The following is a 15,006-nucleotide window of genomic DNA, read 5'->3' on the forward strand; positions in this document are numbered from 1 at the left end:
CTCCGGGGAATAAGGCGGACATCCGGCGAGGGGGGAAGCGTGACGCCGGTACGTGTGGGGGAATCGCTGCTGTACTTCACGCCCTACAGTCTGTCAGATGTTGCGGACACGAGGGCCGCTTCTACCCTTTCGATGTTCGAACGCACGGTCGCCTTTGACCGCGGGTGCAGGATATTGACGTAACGGCGGTATGCCACAGCACGCAAGAGCAACTGCTGTATACCGGGTACTGACGCAAAGCGAGCACAAATCTCATCGTCCACCGCCCCCGCAATGAGGCCATCCACCATGACCACCGCGGCGGACCAGCCCACCGGGCGCGGGGCCGCGGAAGGCACAATATCAGTCAGCGCCGGCGGGTTAGCCCCGGAGAACACCGTGGTCCCCAGGACATCCACGTGCGCGGTGACCAGTGGAAGCCCTGCAAGCTCAGTATCGGAATAGGCCTCACCGCTCTCCTCCCAGGCAGCCCTCTCTGCCCGCGCAAAAACATCTTCGCGCCTATCCAGGGTGGGCAGTGGCGCCAGCGCTAGGGCCTCATCGAGCCGCAGCGCCAACTGCGCGGTCTCATCAATGCGCCCGCGCAACTGCCCCTCCACGAACTGCGTGGCCTTCCACCCGGCAGCTGTGTAGCGCCCATCCGCCGTCAGCACCGGGCGGGCAATGCGCGCTCCCGGCAGGCTGAGCTTCTCGCGCACCTTGGCGGACCAGCTGGTCCACGCGCGAGCTTCGGCAAAAACAATATCCCCGACGCGAATCCCGTTATCCCAGGCAGGCCCCACGAGCTCTCCCTGCGTTCTGCGGGGATGGAACTCAGCGTTAAAGGCTGCAAGAACGGGCTCAGGAGGCAGTGGCATTGGGGAAACAGTCCTTTTAGCTTCGGGCCGATTTACTCGGGTTTAGTGTGATCGGAACTTGCGGGAGTCGGATAGGGCCAGGGGTTCGGCTCACAGGCGACATCCTCATCCGGATAGATCTCGTTTGGCTCTTTCTCAAAGAGCTGCGCGTTGTTCAAGCTCAGCGTCTGCTGCATCATGACCGGTGCGAGTTTACCGGCGCCGCCACAGGGCTGGTGCGCGGCGAATCCGATGGCGTGACCAAACTCGTGGTTGATCAAGTACTGGCGGTAATTGCCCAAATCCCCCTCAAATGGTGCAGCGCCCCGGACCCAGCGGGACTCGTTGAGGTTCACCGTGGACTCCCCGGTAATGGTGGTATGGCACGAGGTTTCTGATTCCAATTGCGCGCCGCACAACTTCGCCGTGGTCCCCAGCGAGGTCAGGCGGATGTGCGTATCGGGATTGTCATCAGCCTTGACGTGGATGAACTCAAAGTCGCCGTTGGCGGTCCACCCGCGGGGGTCGGCCAGGGTGGCGTCGACCAGCGCTACGACGGCCCTATCGCCGCCATAGGCGGAGGTGTCCACACCATTTTCGATTTCGACTGAGAACCGGATGGTTTGCTTCCCGCCTTTACCCGCATGCATAGAGGATGGGCCCGCGTCGCGGTAGCTTTCGTCTCCTTGTTCAGTGAAATCACCGCCGGCGGGCAAGCCATCCTTGGCCGCGGCAACTGCACTGGCATTGGCGGGATCAGGCCCCTTGGGGGAGGGTGCGTCAGCAGCCGCAGTGCTTGCCGACGTCTCCCCTGCCGCCGAGACCTCCGCTTCCTGGGCCGGCGAACGAAAAACATCAACCAGCACCCACACCGTGATGACGACCATGACGGGGATCGCCACCACTCGCCACCAGCCGTACTCGCGAGCGAAACGCTCCACCGCCGAGACGAACTGTGGGCGCTGCTTAAGTTCCGCGGGATTATCCATGGCCATTTAGGCTACCCGCTGAGGCAGCGAGCGCGTACTTAGCCTGCGAATCCAACGGTGTGGGCGCGCACGGTGCCGATTTCCACGTAGACCACACGCTCGGTCCGCACGATATAGGTGCGGCCCTTGGTGTCCTTCAATTCGAGAGTGGAGTTCTCCCCCAAGGCGTTGTTGATGGTCTGGGTCAGCTCTTCTCGCTCACCATCCGCGTGAATGACCAGTTCGCGGGCGGTATCGGCGAAGCCAAATTTGATGTCCATGTGGTGTCTACTCCCTTAAATCGTGTTCTTTAGTCCGTGCCATGAGGCCTGCGCCCCCGGCGCTCTAATGGCCCCACTATAGCCACGTCCTCTACTATCAAGGTGTGCTTGCCCCGAAATCATCCCGCGATTCCCGCGAATCCCCTACCTTTGCCGAGCTCGGCGTCGCCGTAGAGATCTGTGATGCCCTCGCTGAGAACGGGATTACGCACACCTTCGCCATCCAAGAGCTCACCCTGCCCATCGCCCTGAATGGCCACGACCTCATTGGCCAAGCGCGCACCGGCATGGGAAAAACCTATGGTTTCGGTGTGCCGTTGCTGGATCGCGTTTTCGATGACGCCGACATCCCGGAGCTCGACGGCACTCCCCGCGCACTGGTCATCGCGCCGACCCGTGAGCTGGCCATCCAGGTCAGCGGGGACCTCAAGGTTGCTGCCGCCAATCTTCCGCTCAGCATCGTCACCCTGTGTGGCGGACGTCCCTATGAAGAGCAGATCACACACATCAAGAGGGGCGCGGACGTCGTCGTGGGCACTCCGGGCCGCCTGCTCGATCTCTGCCAGAAGAAGCACCTGTCCTTCGACCAGGTCAGCGTTCTGGTTCTGGATGAGGCCGATGAGATGCTGGACTTGGGCTTCCTGCCGGATATTGAGAAGATTCTCTCCCTCCTGCACGGCAACCCGCACCAGACCATGCTCTTTTCCGCCACCATGCCCGGGCCCATCGTGACGCTGGCCCGCACCTTCCTCAACAAGCCGGTCCACATCCGCGCCGAGTCCGGCGACGCCCAACAAACCCACTCCTCCACGCGCAAGGTCACCTTCCAGGCACACCGCATGGACAAAATCGCGGTCTTGGGAAAGATCCTGCAGGCAGAAGGCCGCGGGCGCACCATCATTTTCACGCGCACCAAGCGCTCGGCAGCCGCCGTCGCAGACGAGCTAGCGCAGCGCGGCTTTAGCGTGGGCGCGGTCCACGGCGATTTGGATCAAAAGGCTCGCGAGCGCTCGCTCTCCGCCTTCCGCGAAGGCACCGTGGAGATTCTGGTGGCCACGGATGTCGCCGCTCGCGGCATCGACGTCGATGATGTCACCCATGTCATCAACTATCAGGTGCCGGATGACCCCATGACCTTTGTCCACCGCATTGGCCGCACCGGTCGCGCTGGCCACACCGGCACGGCGGTAACGCTCGTTGGCTACGATGAGCTGAGCAAATGGCAGGTTATCAACGATGAGCTTTCTCTGGACCAGCCCGAGCCGCCACAGTGGTTCAGCACCTCTCCTGAGCTTGCGCAAGCGCTCGATATTCCCGAGGGCGTTTCTGACACCGTTGGTCCGCCCACCAAGGTGCTGGGCGCAGCGAAGCGTTCGGGCTCGCGCGGGGAATCGCCGCGTGGAGGCTCCTCGCGTTCCTCGGCGGCTTCCACCCGCGCCTCTCGCCGCACCCGTTCCCGCAAACGCAATCCCCGTCAAGGAGGGCATCGATGAGCACCGAGCACACCCAGGAAGCCCAGCTGGATAAGGCCCGGGCAAAGGTCGACTCGTCGAAGAAGGCTCCCATCCTGCGCTCCACGAAGGCGGACTGGATTGCCGTGGGCGCCATCAGTGCGGTCTGCGCCATCGCCATCGGCGGCGCGGTCATCACCGCACCCATTCATAAGGCGGAGCTCACCCCGGCGGTAGACGCCGCGTCCGACGATGAACCGGCGCTTCTCGATGCCATCCCGAGCTCCCTCACCGAAGCCTTCAGCCTTCCCAACACTCTCGTGCCGGGACAGGCTCGCGCGGTATCCTCCAACGGCCTGTTAATCACCCATGACGGCGATATGCTCAGCGCCTCGAACGCCTCCGGCGACGAAGTCTGGACCTATCAACGCCGCGATGCCGACCTGTGTTCGCTCACCACAGCGTGGAACAAAATTGTGGCTTCCTATGACGCAGGCAATGGTTGCGGCGATGTAGTGGCGATCGATGCCGCCACCGGCCAATACTCCGATACCCGCAGCGCCCGCAATTCCGAGGAGGTGGTCCCCATCATGTCGAATGACCGCGTGGGCACCGTTTCCGCAGAGCGCGTAGAGCTCTGGCGCTCGGATCTTGTGCGCTCGGTTGAGTACGGTGACGTCGACGCCAAACAGGAGCCGAACCTACAGCCCCACGAGGACTGCGCCATCACCTCAGCGCTGACCCGCACCGAAACACTGGGTGTCACTGAAACCTGCCCAGATTCCCCGGACTCCACGTGGCTGCGCATCCAAAATGCCACTCCTGAGGATTCCCGTTCTCCGGAAATTACAAAGGACATCGAAATTGAGGATCCTGGTGCGCGCCTCATCGCCTACGGCCAGGAGGCGGCCGCAGTCTTCCTCCCTGGCGATTCACCGCGCATCGTCTCTTATAGCTTCGAAGGTGAAACACTGTCTTCCACGGACGTTGAGCCTTCGAAGTCCATCACCAACGCCGCGTCCCCCTTTGCGCCCGCGATTGCGGATCTTCCGCACCACATGTCGTGGTTCGACGGCGCGCGTCTCTACCTCTTTACCCCTACAGAGCTCAAGGTGGATCACATTCTCGAGCAAGCAGTGGGAACCGGCGTCGCAGTCGACGAACGCCTACTCGTCCCCACTGGGGAGGGGATCGACGTGGTGAACTGGTCTACCGGGAAAACCGAGAAGACCATCCCTGTTGACCGTGACGGCTATTCCGGCCCGATTTCGCTAACGCTAGCGGGCACGGTCATCGTTGAGCAGCGCGGCGACACCGCTGTGGCGCTCACCGCCGCCTAGGCATGCCCTACTAAAAGTGGCTTTCAGCCCACTGCGCCGTCTCGGGCCGCGCCATAAGCAGGTATAGGACGAGCCCGGCGCTTGCCAAGGTCACGATGCCTAGCAGCGCTGAGCCGCCGCTAAACATCTGAAAAGCCATGGCGCCCAGGATGAATTCCACCAGCACGATGGCTCCGCGGCCCCAGCGTTTGCCTTTGACGAAGGCCCACGAGCCGACGATGACAAAGCCGAACACGATAAAGATGAAGATGGCAGTGCCCAGGCCCACGAAGCTCGATGCGCCGGAATCGGACACCATGGAGCCGTTCTCAGCGCCAGCAACCTCACGGACGATGAGGAAGATGCCGAAAATGATAACCGCGATGGATTGGACCACGGCGATGCCGGCAGCCGCCATCACCGCACGCGGTGCACGGTTTCCGGCAGCTCGGTCAGGTGTCGTTGAGGGCTGGTTCTTCTTCTTATTCACGGGCGTTTAGTCTACTTCCCTGCCCCATGGTTTAGGCAGTCTCCACGCCAAAGCTTCACCCACTGCCAATTCAATTGCCCAATTCAATTGCCGCAGTACTCGCACTTCCTGTACTCAGCTTCGACTTTCCTCCTGCTGTGTTTTCGGGGGCAGCGAGGAGGTTGATGGATTTGACGCGATCCAGGTCACCACACTCACCCCAATCTCCCCGTCACCGCAGGTAGAGACGCTACTGACAGGCTTCTTACAGCCGCCCACCCATTAGAAAAGTGCAAATTGGAAGAATTTATTTAGTGACGTTGGACACTTTTAGCCCTTTACCCCTAGCGGACTTTGAGTAAACGTGTCATTATTCTCAGGTAGCAAAACAACGAGCTGTTAAATCAGTTCTTAACTCGGAGAATCCTTCGAGTTAACAGAAAGTGAACCACGGCGGCGTCGACGCTGGCCCTAACTCGAGACAGGGCCCCACTGACCGCAGACCAGTCCACTTACACCCAGTAGCACTCAGTTCAGTTCACCACCGTGGACTGCCCTTGGTGCGCCCACTTCACCCACTGCTGTCAAAAATTTGTTAGGAGATTTCAATCATGGATTGGCGCCACGAAGCCGTTTGCCGCGACGAGGACCCGGAGCTCTTCTTCCCTGTCGGTAACTCCGGCCCCGCACTCACCCAGATCGCTAAGGCCAAGCTGGTCTGCAACCGCTGCCCAGTTGCCTCTTCCTGCCTCAAGTGGGCCCTCGAGTCCGGCCAGGATGCCGGCGTGTGGGGCGGCCTTTCTGAGGAGGAGCGCCGCGCTATCAAGCGCCGCAACCGCAGCCGCGGCCGTGCCCGCGTATCTGCCTAAACAGACACACCCCCGATTAACACCCAGGCATACCCTGCCGCTACAGTTGAATAAGTTCATTCACCCTTAACAGAAGGAGTACGCGATGAGCAAGCGTGGCCGTAAGCGCAAGGATCGCCGCAAGAAGTCCGCTAACCGCGGCAAGCGTCCTAACGCATAACGTCAGCATTCAGGGCTCGTTCCTCACCCCACCACCGTGGGCGGGAACGAGCCCTTTGCTTATCCCCAGGTAATTTCAGTCCTCGTAATCTGCACGCTAATGCGCTGGCGCAGCGACTGCGGCGCGGCCTGTCCCCCACAGCACTTGCGTACGAGTGCCCGAACTACTTCCTCGCTCTCAAGGCGTTGCTGGCAGGCATCGCACTGCGCAAGATGCTCGCGGATTGCCATAGCTCGCGCGTAGCTCGTCGATTCATCGAACAGCTCCCTAAAGAGCGCTTCAACCTCCGGAGAGTTACACGCACCGCAATTGCGTCCTGTTGCGCGTTCCATTACTTCTCCTCCATCTCTGGGTGGTTGCGACCAATGCCTTTTTCACGTGCTACGTCCTTCAACGCCGCGCGGAGCAGTTTTCTTCCGCGGTAGAGGCGGCTCATCACGGTTCCCAACGGTGTGCCCATCACGTCCGCAATTTCCTTATAGGCCAGACCCACTACATCCGCGTAGTACACCACCATGCGGTAGTCCTCCGGTAGGTCATTCATGGCCTCGGAAATCTCCGAATCCGGCATCTGCTTGAGGGCCTCGACCTCCGCCGATTCCAGGCCCGTGGAGTCATGCCCGGCCGTGGTGTAGAGCTGAAAATCACTCAGCTCATCCGCTGAGGATTCCACCGGACGGCGCTTGGCCTTCCGGTAGGAGTTGATGTAGGTATTCGTCATGATGCGATACAGCCAGGCCTTGAGATTCGTCCCCTGTTTGAAGGAATCAAAATTGCTATAGGCCTTGAGGTAGGTCTCCTGGATGAGATCCTCTGCATCCTGGGGGTTGCGCGTTAGGCGCATCGCTCCGCCATACAGTTGATCCAGCAAGGGCAAGGCTTGCTCCTCAAACAATCGCTGTTTCTGAAGCGTCTCGCTCGTCGTTTCGGTGGCCATGCTCACCATCCTAGCGCTCCGGACTAGGGTGGATTCTATGGCCAAGAAGACCCCGCACGCCGCTACCCCCGCTCTCAAAATCCTCGAAGAGGCAGGCATAGACCACAGAGTCTCCACCTTCGACGGTGGCCGCGAGCACTTCGGCGACGCAGCCGCGGCGGCGCTCGACGTCGAGCCTGAGCGCATCTTCAAAACCCTCGTCATCGATCTGAGCGCCGGCAAAGGCCCCAAGCGCCAGCTCGCCGTGTGCGTCCTTCCGGTTACCTACCAGCTCAGCCTCAAGAAGGCCGCCGCTGCTTTCGGCGCTTCTAAGGCCACGATGGCCGCGCCTGCCGACGCCTCCAAATCCTCCGGCTACATCCCCGGCGGCATCTCCCCGCTGGGACACAAGCACATCCTCCCGACAGTGGTTGATGAAACGGCGCTGCTTTTCGACACCATCTTTTTCTCCGGTGGCAAGCGGGGACTCGACATCGAGATGAACCCGGAGGATCTCCCCCGTGTGCTCGACCTTTCCTTCGCTGACGTGCTCGCCGCCTAAACCTCACGCGCTAGAACTGTGATGTCTAGTGGCTTTTTGGACGTTTACGGCAGTGAAATAGCCGTACTAGTCAAAAATCTTGACACCACGGGGACGTGCCACCTATAGTCAGAGTCAGAAAGTAAGGACATGGTCCCTTGCTATGACTAAAAAGGGTCTTCTGGACGTATGCGCCAGATGGCTCTTTTTTATTGACCAGGACGCTTATTAAATACCTTTGATACCTGGCTTCGGGACGACACCCACGTTGCAATTTGGTGATCCATCGAATCAATCAATTCAAACGCTCTCCGCGATTCGACAATCACGTTCACATTCAGAAGACTGTCCATGTGAGCGACTTTATTACGCAAATCGTTACAGTGCGATACGTTCCAATACGTAATCGATCCGTCGGGGTCGGTCACATTAGGGAACGCAGACTTAATAGCCTGATTCCATAAAACTTGTCGTCCTACATTCTCGGGTGCAGCGTGATTAGCGTTAGGGTGATGATTCGGTAGTAGCGTACGCCAAAGACCGAAAGTCGTATGGGAAAGCACATCATCATGAGTGATAGCACAACCGTGACGAGGATGAGATGAAGGACGGCAATCTACCGCTGCTTGTGCACGCCTAATCGCCTTTTCCCTCTGGGAGCCGACAATCGAACGCAAGGGGCGAGGAGGCGGATCAAGTAGCCAGCTTTGAGGACCATTATTACGGGCATTCCAAGCAAGCAATTCCTTGTCAATTGCGTTTCTCAGAAAGATTTCTGTTAACGCCAAAACATCTTTAACAGCAGACGATAACTCTGCATGCCATCCATATAACGCCAGCGCGCGCTTACAGTTCCCGCCACACTCATCCAAAAACGGTTGCATGCGAGCATCCGACAATCGGTCGACAATATGCCTTCTGTCCATACCAGTATCCAACCACATGTCTGGCAAATTCCACCGGCGTTAGCCGGTCGCCTTACGCCACTATGGACATAACACTCACACGCTAAAACAGGGTGAGCTAGAACAGGGTGGTCGACGGTGGTTCGTCGATAAGCTCTGCGTAGTCGTTGCGCACATTACCCACCGCCGGATCCGCGGGGCGTGCCTGAAAGCCCCGCACGGTGCTCGGCTCCAGAAGCGCCTCCCCCGCCAGCCAGGGCGCGATTTCCTCCGTGGTCAAAAACTTGGGCAGCCGGTGGTGCAGCCATGCCATCTCCTCCGTGGCATCCGTGGTCACCATCGTGGCCGACAGCCTATCCATACCCGTGGCCCACAGCCCTGCTGCCCACAGCAGCCCATCAGGGCCGGTGACGTAATAGGGCTGCTTCTTGGATTTCTTGTCCTCCCCAGCCTTCCACTCGTAATAGCCGTCCAGCGGGATGACGCAGCGCTGTGCCTTGAAGGCATCGCGGAAGGAGGGCTTCTCCGCCACGGTCTCCGCGCGTGCGTTGAATAGCGGCGGGCCGTCCGGATCTTTCTTCCAGTGCGGAATAAGCCCCCAGCGTGCGGGCTCCACGCGAGCGGTATGCTCCTCAGCTCGGACGATGGCGATGGTCTGGGTTGGGGCGATGTTATACCGCGCCGGTGGCAGACCTTCCGGCGCGTGGACCTCCGTGATGGACTCCCACGCGCCTACTTCCTCCAGTAAGGACTCGGTGAACAGAACAAATCTTCCGCACATGCCCTTTATTATGGACTACATGTCTGAATTCTGGAGCGCACCCCAACCGTCTGGGCCCTTGTCCTGGACGCAAAACCTCCCCGGGTCAAAATCGATGACCAACCGCGCCCTCATCCTTGCTGCGCTGGCTGACTCCCCGTCTATCATCTATAACCCGCTGGTCTCCCGCGATACCAACCTGATGAAGGAGGCCTTGCAGGCCATGGGCGTGGGTATCTCCGAACAAGGCCCGCATCTTCATGTGACTCCCGGAAAGCTGCATGGAGCGAAGGTAGATTGCGGCCTGGCCGGCACAATTATGCGCTTTTTACCACCGGTGGCAGCGCTAGCGGATGGCCCCGTTGTCATCAACGGTGACCCATATGCCCGCAAGCGCCCTATGTCCACGATGACCGCGGCTCTGCGTGAGCTGGGCGTGGACATTGTGGGCGACAGCCTGCCGCTGACCATCACCCTCCACGGCGTTCCGGAGGGCGGCGAGGTCACCATCGATGCCTCCGCCTCCTCCCAGTTCGTCTCCGGTCTGCTCCTGGCCGGAGCACGCTACCGCAAGGGACTAAGCGTGCGCCACGAAGGCGGCACAGTGCCCTCCCAGCCACACATCTTGATGACCGTCAGTATGCTGCGCGAAGCCGGTGTCCGCGTCGAGGTGGGCAAGGACACCTGGGACGTGCACCATGGTGAGATTGAGGGCCGTGAGTGGCGCATTGAACCGGATCTTTCCAATGCCACTCCGTTCCTTGCCGCTGCCGCCGTCTCTGGCGGCAGCGTGAGCATTCCGAACTGGCCGGAGGAAACCCACCAGCCGGGTGACGCCTTCCGAGGCATCCTGGAGCAGATGGGCGCGAAGGTCGAGTATGTCCCCCAGGCTCCCGGCGAGGCGTCTTACTTAAAGGTGACCGGCCCGCAGGAAGGCCCGCGCAGCCTGCGCGGCATCGACCTCGACATGGGCGATATCGGTGAGCTCACCCCCACCGTGGCTGCGCTGTGTGCTCTGGCCTCAACGCCATCGACGCTGACTGGCATCGCACACCTGCGTGGCCACGAGACGGACCGCCTGGCGGCTCTCGCTGCGGAGATCAACGCCCTTGGTGGCAACGTCACCGAGCTTGACGACGGCCTCCGCATCACCCCTGCCCCACTCCACGGCGGGGTATGGCATTCCTACGCGGATCACCGCATGGCGACAGCCGGAGCCATTATCGGATTGGCCGTTGACGGCGTCCAGGTCGAGGATATTGATACCACGTCCAAGACTCTGCCTGGCTTTGCTGATATGTGGGAGGCCATGATCCGTGGCTAGGCGCGCAAGCAGCTACGACGAATCCGACGTCCGCATCCGGCCCGGAAAGGGGTCGCGACCGCGCACGAAGGACCGCCCGAAGCACAAGGATGCCAAGTTTGGCATGGTCATCACCAAAGACCGCGGGCGCTGGGGTGTCGCGCTTGATAACGACGGCCCCGTGGTTACCGCTATGCGCGCCCGCGAGATGGGCCGCACTCCGGTCGAGGTTGGTGATCGGGTCGGCGTCGTAGGCGATACCTCGGGTAAGAAAGACACCCTCGCACGCATCGTGAAGCTCGAGGAGCGCCGCTCCGTCCTGCGGCGAACCGCGGATGACACCGACCCTTATGAGCGCATCGTGGTAGCAAACGCCGACCGCCTACTTATCGTGAGCGCCGTGGCTGATCCGCCGCCGCGCTCCGGGTTCGTGGAGCGCGCCTTGATCGCTGCCTTTGCCGGAAATATCCAGCCGGTGCTGTGTCTGACGAAGACAGACCTCACTGATCCCACTCCGTTTGCACAGGAGTTTGCGGATCTGGATGTCACCGTGGTGGAGGCTGGCGTCGACGACGGGCTGGAGCACGTCTGTGCGGCCATCGACGGCCACGTCACCGCTCTCATCGGCCACTCGGGCGTGGGAAAGTCCACCCTGGTGAACCGGCTTGTCCCCGATGCCAACCGGGAGACCGGCGAGGTTTCCGCCGTGGGTAAGGGAAGGCACACGTCGACGCAGTCGGTGGCGTTGCGTTTGCCCGCTGAAGGAAGCACGCCACACGGCGGCTGGATCATTGATACCCCCGGCATCCGCTCCTTCGGCTTAGCCCACATTGACGCGGAGAACGTCATCGAGGTCTTCGACGATCTTGCCGAAGCCATCGAGGACTGCCCGCGTGGCTGCACGCATGCTGGGCCACCTGCGGACCCCGAATGCGGGCTCGACCTAAGCATCGAAGAGGGCACGGCTTCTGCGCGCCGTCGCGATGCAGTGCGCACCCTGCTGGCGTCCCTGCGCACCAATGTTGACTGGGCTTAAGGCCCAAAGGGCCTTAAGCCCGAAGCTTCCTAAAGGAAGGGGCTTGCGCGTTCTTAAGGCACCGAGGCTTTAGATCGGGAGCATTGCCGTCAGCTGCGGCGGCAGGACGGTCTTCAGGTAGGGGCCTGCCGCGCGAAGAGCCATGAGGATCACGGCCAAGCCACCGGAAACCCCGAGGATGACAGCGCCGCCCGTGTCAATGTTGGAGGAGGTGTTGCCACCGCCTTCTTATTCCTTATTGAGCTCTTCTTTCTTCGCACAGGCGTTGAGAGCTTTAACGTAGTCGGGCGCAATCTTGCGGAAGGCCTCCACCACCGCAATGTTGTTCTTGGCGCGCTTGGCGGATTCCTCACCACCGAGTTCAGCGTCTACCTCATAGCCAGCTAGGGCACGGTAGAGCTCTTCCGACTGATTCTCCACGTCACGTGCACGCTTTTCGGCGTCCTTGGGAAGAATCTTAAGGCCATCCTTCAGCAGGCTGCTATCGACATCGTTGTCCTTCGACTCCGCATTCTTAAGATCGCTCGCCTCCTCCTCGCTCAAGGTAATGGTGCACTTTTCATCCTTGATGGAAGTGGTCACGGCTCCGGCCGTGGGGGCAACGGCACCGCTGGCTAGGACAGCAACAGACACAGTAGAGACGGCAACTACCCGGCGAAGACGAGAGGAAGACATGCTGAGGGGACCTTTCGATCAGGCTGACTATTACCCCTGCAGGCTATCAGCATTTAGCCCAGCTTGGGCAGGTAATCACCGAACTCCTTGTACGCGGCCAGACCGATGCTCACGATGCCGAAAAGGATGGCGATAATAACGCCTGCCGGCCCCTGCGAAGAGCCCTCAAGAATTCGCAGCCACGGAGTCTTAGGCATCACGGCCATGTCGGGGTCCGGATTGCTGGGGTCCGGTTTGTTGTTAGCAGTTCCTTGAAGAGAGCTCCCCTGCGCGGTCTGGTTAGTCTGCACTGTCGGCGCTACTGCTTCCTCAGCTCCGGCAGCTGGCGCTGAGACGAGAGATGCGGTGCTCAGGGCCGCAGCGGTGACAAGGCTAGCAAAGCGAGTTGCCTTCATGGTGGTGCTCCTTTTCTGGCGACGACAATAAAGGCTCAGATTAGCACCATGCATGAGCCCACGGCGATGAAAGCCCAGAAAATGCTTAGAGAAGCTCCACGAGGATAGGCAATTCGGTCGGGTCATAGAAGGCCATGAAATTATCCAGGGCATCACCGACGGCGAGCTCAGCATCTTCGTCACCAAGGTCGGCGTTATCGATGGCGTCGATAGCCTTGGCAGTAGCGGCTTCGGACTCTTCGATGTCCACGTGGATGGCCTGAAGATTGTCCTTCGTGATGGTCGCGGGATCCAGCGCCACGACCGGTTCCCCCATGTCCGGCTTCGGGGTCACCACGGACTCGTCCACGTCGACGGAAATGACGACTCGGCGGTGCGGAAACTTCTCCTCATCACCGATAGCCAAGAGCCTCAGCGAAGCCATAGATGCTTCGAGGAAAGCGGAGTATTCGATCTCTTCCTCGTCACCCTCGGTGTAGAACTCGCGCAGCGCGGGGGTTAGCGCAAAACCCCAACCGCTGCGGGCAGCAAGCTGGCCGGTTTCCTCGAGCTCAGCCAGCATGGAAAAGGTTGCTGGCAGGAAGACGCGCACATCCTTCGACACTTAGAACTCACCTTCAATGTCGAAGACTGCCTGAACCTCTACGCTCGTGCGGTCGAAGACGGTGTAGAGCATGCCGACCATGCCGTTTTCCACCGCCGCGCGCACGTTAACGATGGAGTCATCCACCATGACGCAGTCATTAATCGGCAGATCAATGGCATCCGCTGCGGCTTGGAAAGCAGCGCGCTCCGGCTTCTCAGCGCCGACCTCACCAGAAAGCACAACGGCATCAACGATGCCGCGGTATTCCCACTCACGAATGTGCTCAGCGCCCGGGCCGCCCGGATCGTTGGAAAGGATTGCGGTGGCAACTCCGTTTGATTTCGCGGCGGCGAACAGATCCCGCCAGCGCTTGACGTCTTCTTCGGTGCCGTCAAGAACGCCTACAAAATCGACGATGAGTCCACGCATATTATCTACCCTTCGCATTGAACTGTGTTTATCGTCCGAAAGTATAGCGAACATACCGCCTGCCCGCTCTCACCGGCTTATGCACTGCAGTGCTCTAGCCGCATATAGGCCTACCGTGGCACAATGAACGTGCGTCCACCTTCCTTCACCGCGCCCGCCCCGAACCTAGCCTTCGTGCACTCCTCCGCCCCGCTTATCGCGGAAGAGGACGCGATCCCCATGTACACCCCCATCCCTGGCATGAGCCATTTGCAGCTGTATGTCGCCCCACAACGTATCCGCTACGAGCGTCAACCTACTGCGGGTGACCTCGCTACGCGGAAAGAGATCCACGGGCTTGTAGTCATAGTTCTAGAAGTTGCCGCCGCGCTGCGGCCTTTAAGCCACCTCAACAACCCACGTTTTGCACCGGAAATTGCAAGCCATGTCCGCGCTTGGCGGAAGGCCCAGGCGTCGTCGGAGTGGCGCGGAGGGATGGCGCTGCGTAGCTTGCATGCGCGCTCGAATGGCGAGTTCTTCGGCTCGGTACTCATGGGATCGACGCGACGCGCCTTTACCGGCGCCGCCGTTGGACGGCACCTGAGTTCCTTCCGGTTGCTTTCAGTCGGCATGCATCCCCACGGCAACGGGGAGCCGGAAGTTTAGAAAAGCGACCCCAGCTTGATCAAGATTGGCGTCCAGTCGATGCCCGCGAATGCAGCGGAAGCACTCACCAAAGCCAAACTGATACCGCCGAACATCGTGGCCCCCACTACCGGTGATTTCTTGGTGGTTTCTTCCGCACTTTCCGGCGTGGCCACTGCGCCACACTCGGTGGGAACAATGTCCTGGGAGCTGAGTACCGTGTCCTTGGCGGATTCATCTCCATGCGAGCTCAAAACGGAAGAGAGCTGGCACTGTTCTTCGGGAGCAAGCTCCACAGCAGATGCAGCCGCGCCGCCACCCAGCAGGGTGGCAGATGCGAACACGGATAGACCTACTCGCACAGACAAGCGGCGCATACTAACTCAACCTCCGAAGAATAATAATTACTAATTTGCCAGTATATACCTAAGTGCCTCCAATAAAAAAGACGCCGCGGGGAGCACTTCCCACACGGCGCCTCAC

The 15,006-nt window shown here is 60.3% G+C and carries 21 protein-coding genes; 8 read left to right on the forward strand and 13 right to left on the reverse strand.

All coding sequences use genetic code 11. The features are described from left to right. Positions 1 to 83: 83 nt before the first annotated feature. Genes QP999_RS00110 through QP999_RS00120 form a run of 3 tightly spaced genes read right to left on the reverse strand, consistent with a single transcriptional unit; the run spans position 84 to position 2,085 of the window. On the reverse strand, positions 84 to 857 hold the full coding sequence (locus QP999_RS00110) for a hypothetical protein (protein ID WP_070520200.1): 774 nt from the start codon (positions 855 to 857) through the stop codon (positions 84 to 86). 32 nt (positions 858 to 889) lie between these two features. Beyond that, on the reverse strand, positions 890 to 1,831 hold the full coding sequence (locus QP999_RS00115) for a DUF3152 domain-containing protein (protein WP_284847324.1): 942 nt from the start codon (positions 1,829 to 1,831) through the stop codon (positions 890 to 892). A gap of 32 nt (positions 1,832 to 1,863) precedes the next feature. Next, positions 1,864 to 2,085: a DUF3107 domain-containing protein gene (locus QP999_RS00120; RefSeq protein WP_070520196.1), complete on the reverse strand. Its 222-nt coding sequence runs from the start codon at positions 2,083 to 2,085 to the stop codon at positions 1,864 to 1,866. 104 nt (positions 2,086 to 2,189) lie between these two features. Here QP999_RS00120 and QP999_RS00125 point away from each other — a divergent pair, with 104 nt between their 5' ends. Continuing rightward, positions 2,190 to 3,578, forward strand: coding sequence for a DEAD/DEAH box helicase (locus QP999_RS00125; RefSeq protein WP_070532469.1), 1,389 nt, complete (start codon positions 2,190 to 2,192; stop codon positions 3,576 to 3,578). After that, entirely contained in the window at positions 3,575 to 4,876 is a 1,302-nt protein-coding gene (locus tag QP999_RS00130) for an Rv3212 family protein (RefSeq protein WP_284847325.1), read from the forward strand. Before QP999_RS00125 ends, QP999_RS00130 begins: the two co-directional genes overlap by 4 nt. A 10-nt stretch (positions 4,877 to 4,886) precedes the next feature. Here the strand turns inward: QP999_RS00130 and QP999_RS00135 are convergent, their stop codons facing one another. Further along, the gene (locus QP999_RS00135; protein WP_284847326.1) at positions 4,887 to 5,345 is read right to left on the reverse strand and encodes a hypothetical protein; all 459 of its coding nucleotides are present in this window, start codon (positions 5,343 to 5,345) and stop codon (positions 4,887 to 4,889) included. 590 nt (positions 5,346 to 5,935) lie between these two features. On the opposite strand from QP999_RS00135, the gene QP999_RS00140 reads away from it, so the two are divergent. Together QP999_RS00140 and QP999_RS13430 are read left to right on the forward strand one after the other, a co-directional pair. Beyond that, positions 5,936 to 6,193 (forward strand): WhiB family transcriptional regulator, encoded by a 258-nt coding sequence (locus QP999_RS00140; protein ID WP_010189168.1) that lies wholly within the window; start codon positions 5,936 to 5,938, stop codon positions 6,191 to 6,193. Between the two features lie 85 nt (positions 6,194 to 6,278). Further along, positions 6,279 to 6,353: a 50S ribosomal protein bL37 gene (locus QP999_RS13430; protein WP_100227335.1), complete on the forward strand. Its 75-nt coding sequence runs from the start codon at positions 6,279 to 6,281 to the stop codon at positions 6,351 to 6,353. Positions 6,354 to 6,412: 59 nt separating this feature from the next. On the opposite strand, the gene rsrA is transcribed toward QP999_RS13430, so the two are convergent. Beyond that, positions 6,413 to 6,685, reverse strand: coding sequence for a mycothiol system anti-sigma-R factor (gene rsrA, locus QP999_RS00145; protein ID WP_070520186.1), 273 nt, complete (start codon positions 6,683 to 6,685; stop codon positions 6,413 to 6,415). Further along, positions 6,685 to 7,290, reverse strand: coding sequence for a sigma-70 family RNA polymerase sigma factor (locus tag QP999_RS00150; protein WP_284847327.1), 606 nt, complete (start codon positions 7,288 to 7,290; stop codon positions 6,685 to 6,687). Before QP999_RS00150 ends, rsrA begins: the two co-directional genes overlap by 1 nt. 37 nt (positions 7,291 to 7,327) lie before the next feature. Here QP999_RS00150 and ybaK point away from each other — a divergent pair, with 37 nt between their 5' ends. Then, positions 7,328 to 7,831 carry a Cys-tRNA(Pro) deacylase gene (gene ybaK / locus QP999_RS00155; protein WP_284847328.1) on the forward strand — a complete coding sequence of 168 codons (504 nt, stop codon included), beginning with the start codon at positions 7,328 to 7,330 and terminating at the stop codon, positions 7,829 to 7,831. Positions 7,832 to 8,019: 188 nt separating this feature from the next. On the opposite strand, the gene QP999_RS00160 is transcribed toward ybaK, so the two are convergent. Beyond that, positions 8,020 to 8,709 carry a hypothetical protein gene (locus QP999_RS00160; protein WP_210386357.1) on the reverse strand — a complete coding sequence of 230 codons (690 nt, stop codon included), beginning with the start codon at positions 8,707 to 8,709 and terminating at the stop codon, positions 8,020 to 8,022. 124 nt (positions 8,710 to 8,833) lie between these two features. Then, a complete protein-coding gene (locus QP999_RS00165; RefSeq protein WP_070597306.1) occupies positions 8,834 to 9,496 on the reverse strand; it encodes an SOS response-associated peptidase in 663 nt (220 codons plus the stop codon). Here QP999_RS00165 and aroA point away from each other — a divergent pair. After that, positions 9,495 to 10,799 (forward strand): 3-phosphoshikimate 1-carboxyvinyltransferase, encoded by a 1,305-nt coding sequence (gene aroA / locus QP999_RS00170; protein WP_070530829.1) that lies wholly within the window; start codon positions 9,495 to 9,497, stop codon positions 10,797 to 10,799. The two genes, QP999_RS00165 and aroA, sit on opposite strands and share 2 nt — an antisense overlap. Next, complete coding sequence (gene rsgA / locus QP999_RS00175) at positions 10,792 to 11,814, forward strand: ribosome small subunit-dependent GTPase A (protein WP_070530831.1); 1,023 nt, start codon at positions 10,792 to 10,794, stop codon at positions 11,812 to 11,814. Before aroA ends, rsgA begins: the two co-directional genes overlap by 8 nt. A 228-nt stretch (positions 11,815 to 12,042) precedes the next feature. Here the strand turns inward: rsgA and QP999_RS00180 are convergent, their stop codons facing one another. From QP999_RS00180 to QP999_RS00195, 4 genes are all read right to left on the reverse strand, one after another. Continuing rightward, positions 12,043 to 12,489: a hypothetical protein gene (locus QP999_RS00180; RefSeq protein ID WP_284847329.1), complete on the reverse strand. Its 447-nt coding sequence runs from the start codon at positions 12,487 to 12,489 to the stop codon at positions 12,043 to 12,045. A 53-nt stretch (positions 12,490 to 12,542) separates the two neighbouring features. Next, the gene (locus QP999_RS00185) at positions 12,543 to 12,884 is read right to left on the reverse strand and encodes a hypothetical protein (protein ID WP_070597299.1); all 342 of its coding nucleotides are present in this window, start codon (positions 12,882 to 12,884) and stop codon (positions 12,543 to 12,545) included. An 85-nt stretch (positions 12,885 to 12,969) separates the two neighbouring features. Beyond that, positions 12,970 to 13,476 carry a DUF6912 family protein gene (locus tag QP999_RS00190; protein ID WP_180952063.1) on the reverse strand — a complete coding sequence of 169 codons (507 nt, stop codon included), beginning with the start codon at positions 13,474 to 13,476 and terminating at the stop codon, positions 12,970 to 12,972. A 12-nt stretch (positions 13,477 to 13,488) separates the two neighbouring features. Further along, positions 13,489 to 13,899, reverse strand: coding sequence for an HAD-IA family hydrolase (locus QP999_RS00195; protein WP_070522579.1), 411 nt, complete (start codon positions 13,897 to 13,899; stop codon positions 13,489 to 13,491). Between the two features lie 123 nt (positions 13,900 to 14,022). Here QP999_RS00195 and QP999_RS00200 point away from each other — a divergent pair, with 123 nt between their 5' ends. Next, entirely contained in the window at positions 14,023 to 14,544 is a 522-nt protein-coding gene (locus QP999_RS00200; protein ID WP_284847330.1) for a hypothetical protein, read from the forward strand. Here the strand turns inward: QP999_RS00200 and QP999_RS00205 are convergent. After that, positions 14,541 to 14,900: a hypothetical protein gene (locus QP999_RS00205; protein WP_070564902.1), complete on the reverse strand. Its 360-nt coding sequence runs from the start codon at positions 14,898 to 14,900 to the stop codon at positions 14,541 to 14,543. The two genes, QP999_RS00200 and QP999_RS00205, sit on opposite strands and share 4 nt — an antisense overlap. Positions 14,901 to 15,006 lie beyond the last annotated feature (106 nt).

The organism is Corynebacterium sp. MSK004 (assembly GCF_030232515.1).
In the GTDB taxonomy this organism is placed as follows: Bacteria; Actinomycetota; Actinomycetes; order Mycobacteriales; family Mycobacteriaceae; genus Corynebacterium; species Corynebacterium hesseae.

Bases quoted from the DNA above. Each gene is read 5' to 3' on its own strand.
- QP999_RS00115 (WP_284847324.1), bottom strand. From the start codon at position 1,831: ATGGCCATGGATAATCCCGCGGAACTTAAGCAGCGCCCACAGTTCGTC.
- aroA (WP_070530829.1), top strand. From the start codon at position 9,495: ATGCCCTTTATTATGGACTACATGTCTGAATTCTGGAGCGCACCCCAA.
- QP999_RS00165 (WP_070597306.1), bottom strand. From the start codon at position 9,496: ATGTGCGGAAGATTTGTTCTGTTCACCGAGTCCTTACTGGAGGAAGTA.
- QP999_RS00185 (WP_070597299.1), bottom strand. From the start codon at position 12,884: ATGAAGGCAACTCGCTTTGCTAGCCTTGTCACCGCTGCGGCCCTGAGC.
- QP999_RS00180 (WP_284847329.1), bottom strand. From the start codon at position 12,489: ATGTCTTCCTCTCGTCTTCGCCGGGTAGTTGCCGTCTCTACTGTGTCT.
- QP999_RS00205 (WP_070564902.1), bottom strand. From the start codon at position 14,900: ATGCGCCGCTTGTCTGTGCGAGTAGGTCTATCCGTGTTCGCATCTGCC.
- QP999_RS00200 (WP_284847330.1), top strand. From the start codon at position 14,023: ATGAACGTGCGTCCACCTTCCTTCACCGCGCCCGCCCCGAACCTAGCC.
- QP999_RS00150 (WP_284847327.1), bottom strand. From the start codon at position 7,290: ATGGCCACCGAAACGACGAGCGAGACGCTTCAGAAACAGCGATTGTTT.
- ybaK (WP_284847328.1), top strand. From the start codon at position 7,328: ATGGCCAAGAAGACCCCGCACGCCGCTACCCCCGCTCTCAAAATCCTC.
- rsrA (WP_070520186.1), bottom strand. From the start codon at position 6,685: ATGGAACGCGCAACAGGACGCAATTGCGGTGCGTGTAACTCTCCGGAG.
- QP999_RS00130 (WP_284847325.1), top strand. From the start codon at position 3,575: ATGAGCACCGAGCACACCCAGGAAGCCCAGCTGGATAAGGCCCGGGCA.
- QP999_RS00140 (WP_010189168.1), top strand. From the start codon at position 5,936: ATGGATTGGCGCCACGAAGCCGTTTGCCGCGACGAGGACCCGGAGCTC.
- QP999_RS00195 (WP_070522579.1), bottom strand. From the start codon at position 13,899: ATGCGTGGACTCATCGTCGATTTTGTAGGCGTTCTTGACGGCACCGAA.
- QP999_RS00110 (WP_070520200.1), bottom strand. From the start codon at position 857: ATGCCACTGCCTCCTGAGCCCGTTCTTGCAGCCTTTAACGCTGAGTTC.
- QP999_RS00120 (WP_070520196.1), bottom strand. From the start codon at position 2,085: ATGGACATCAAATTTGGCTTCGCCGATACCGCCCGCGAACTGGTCATT.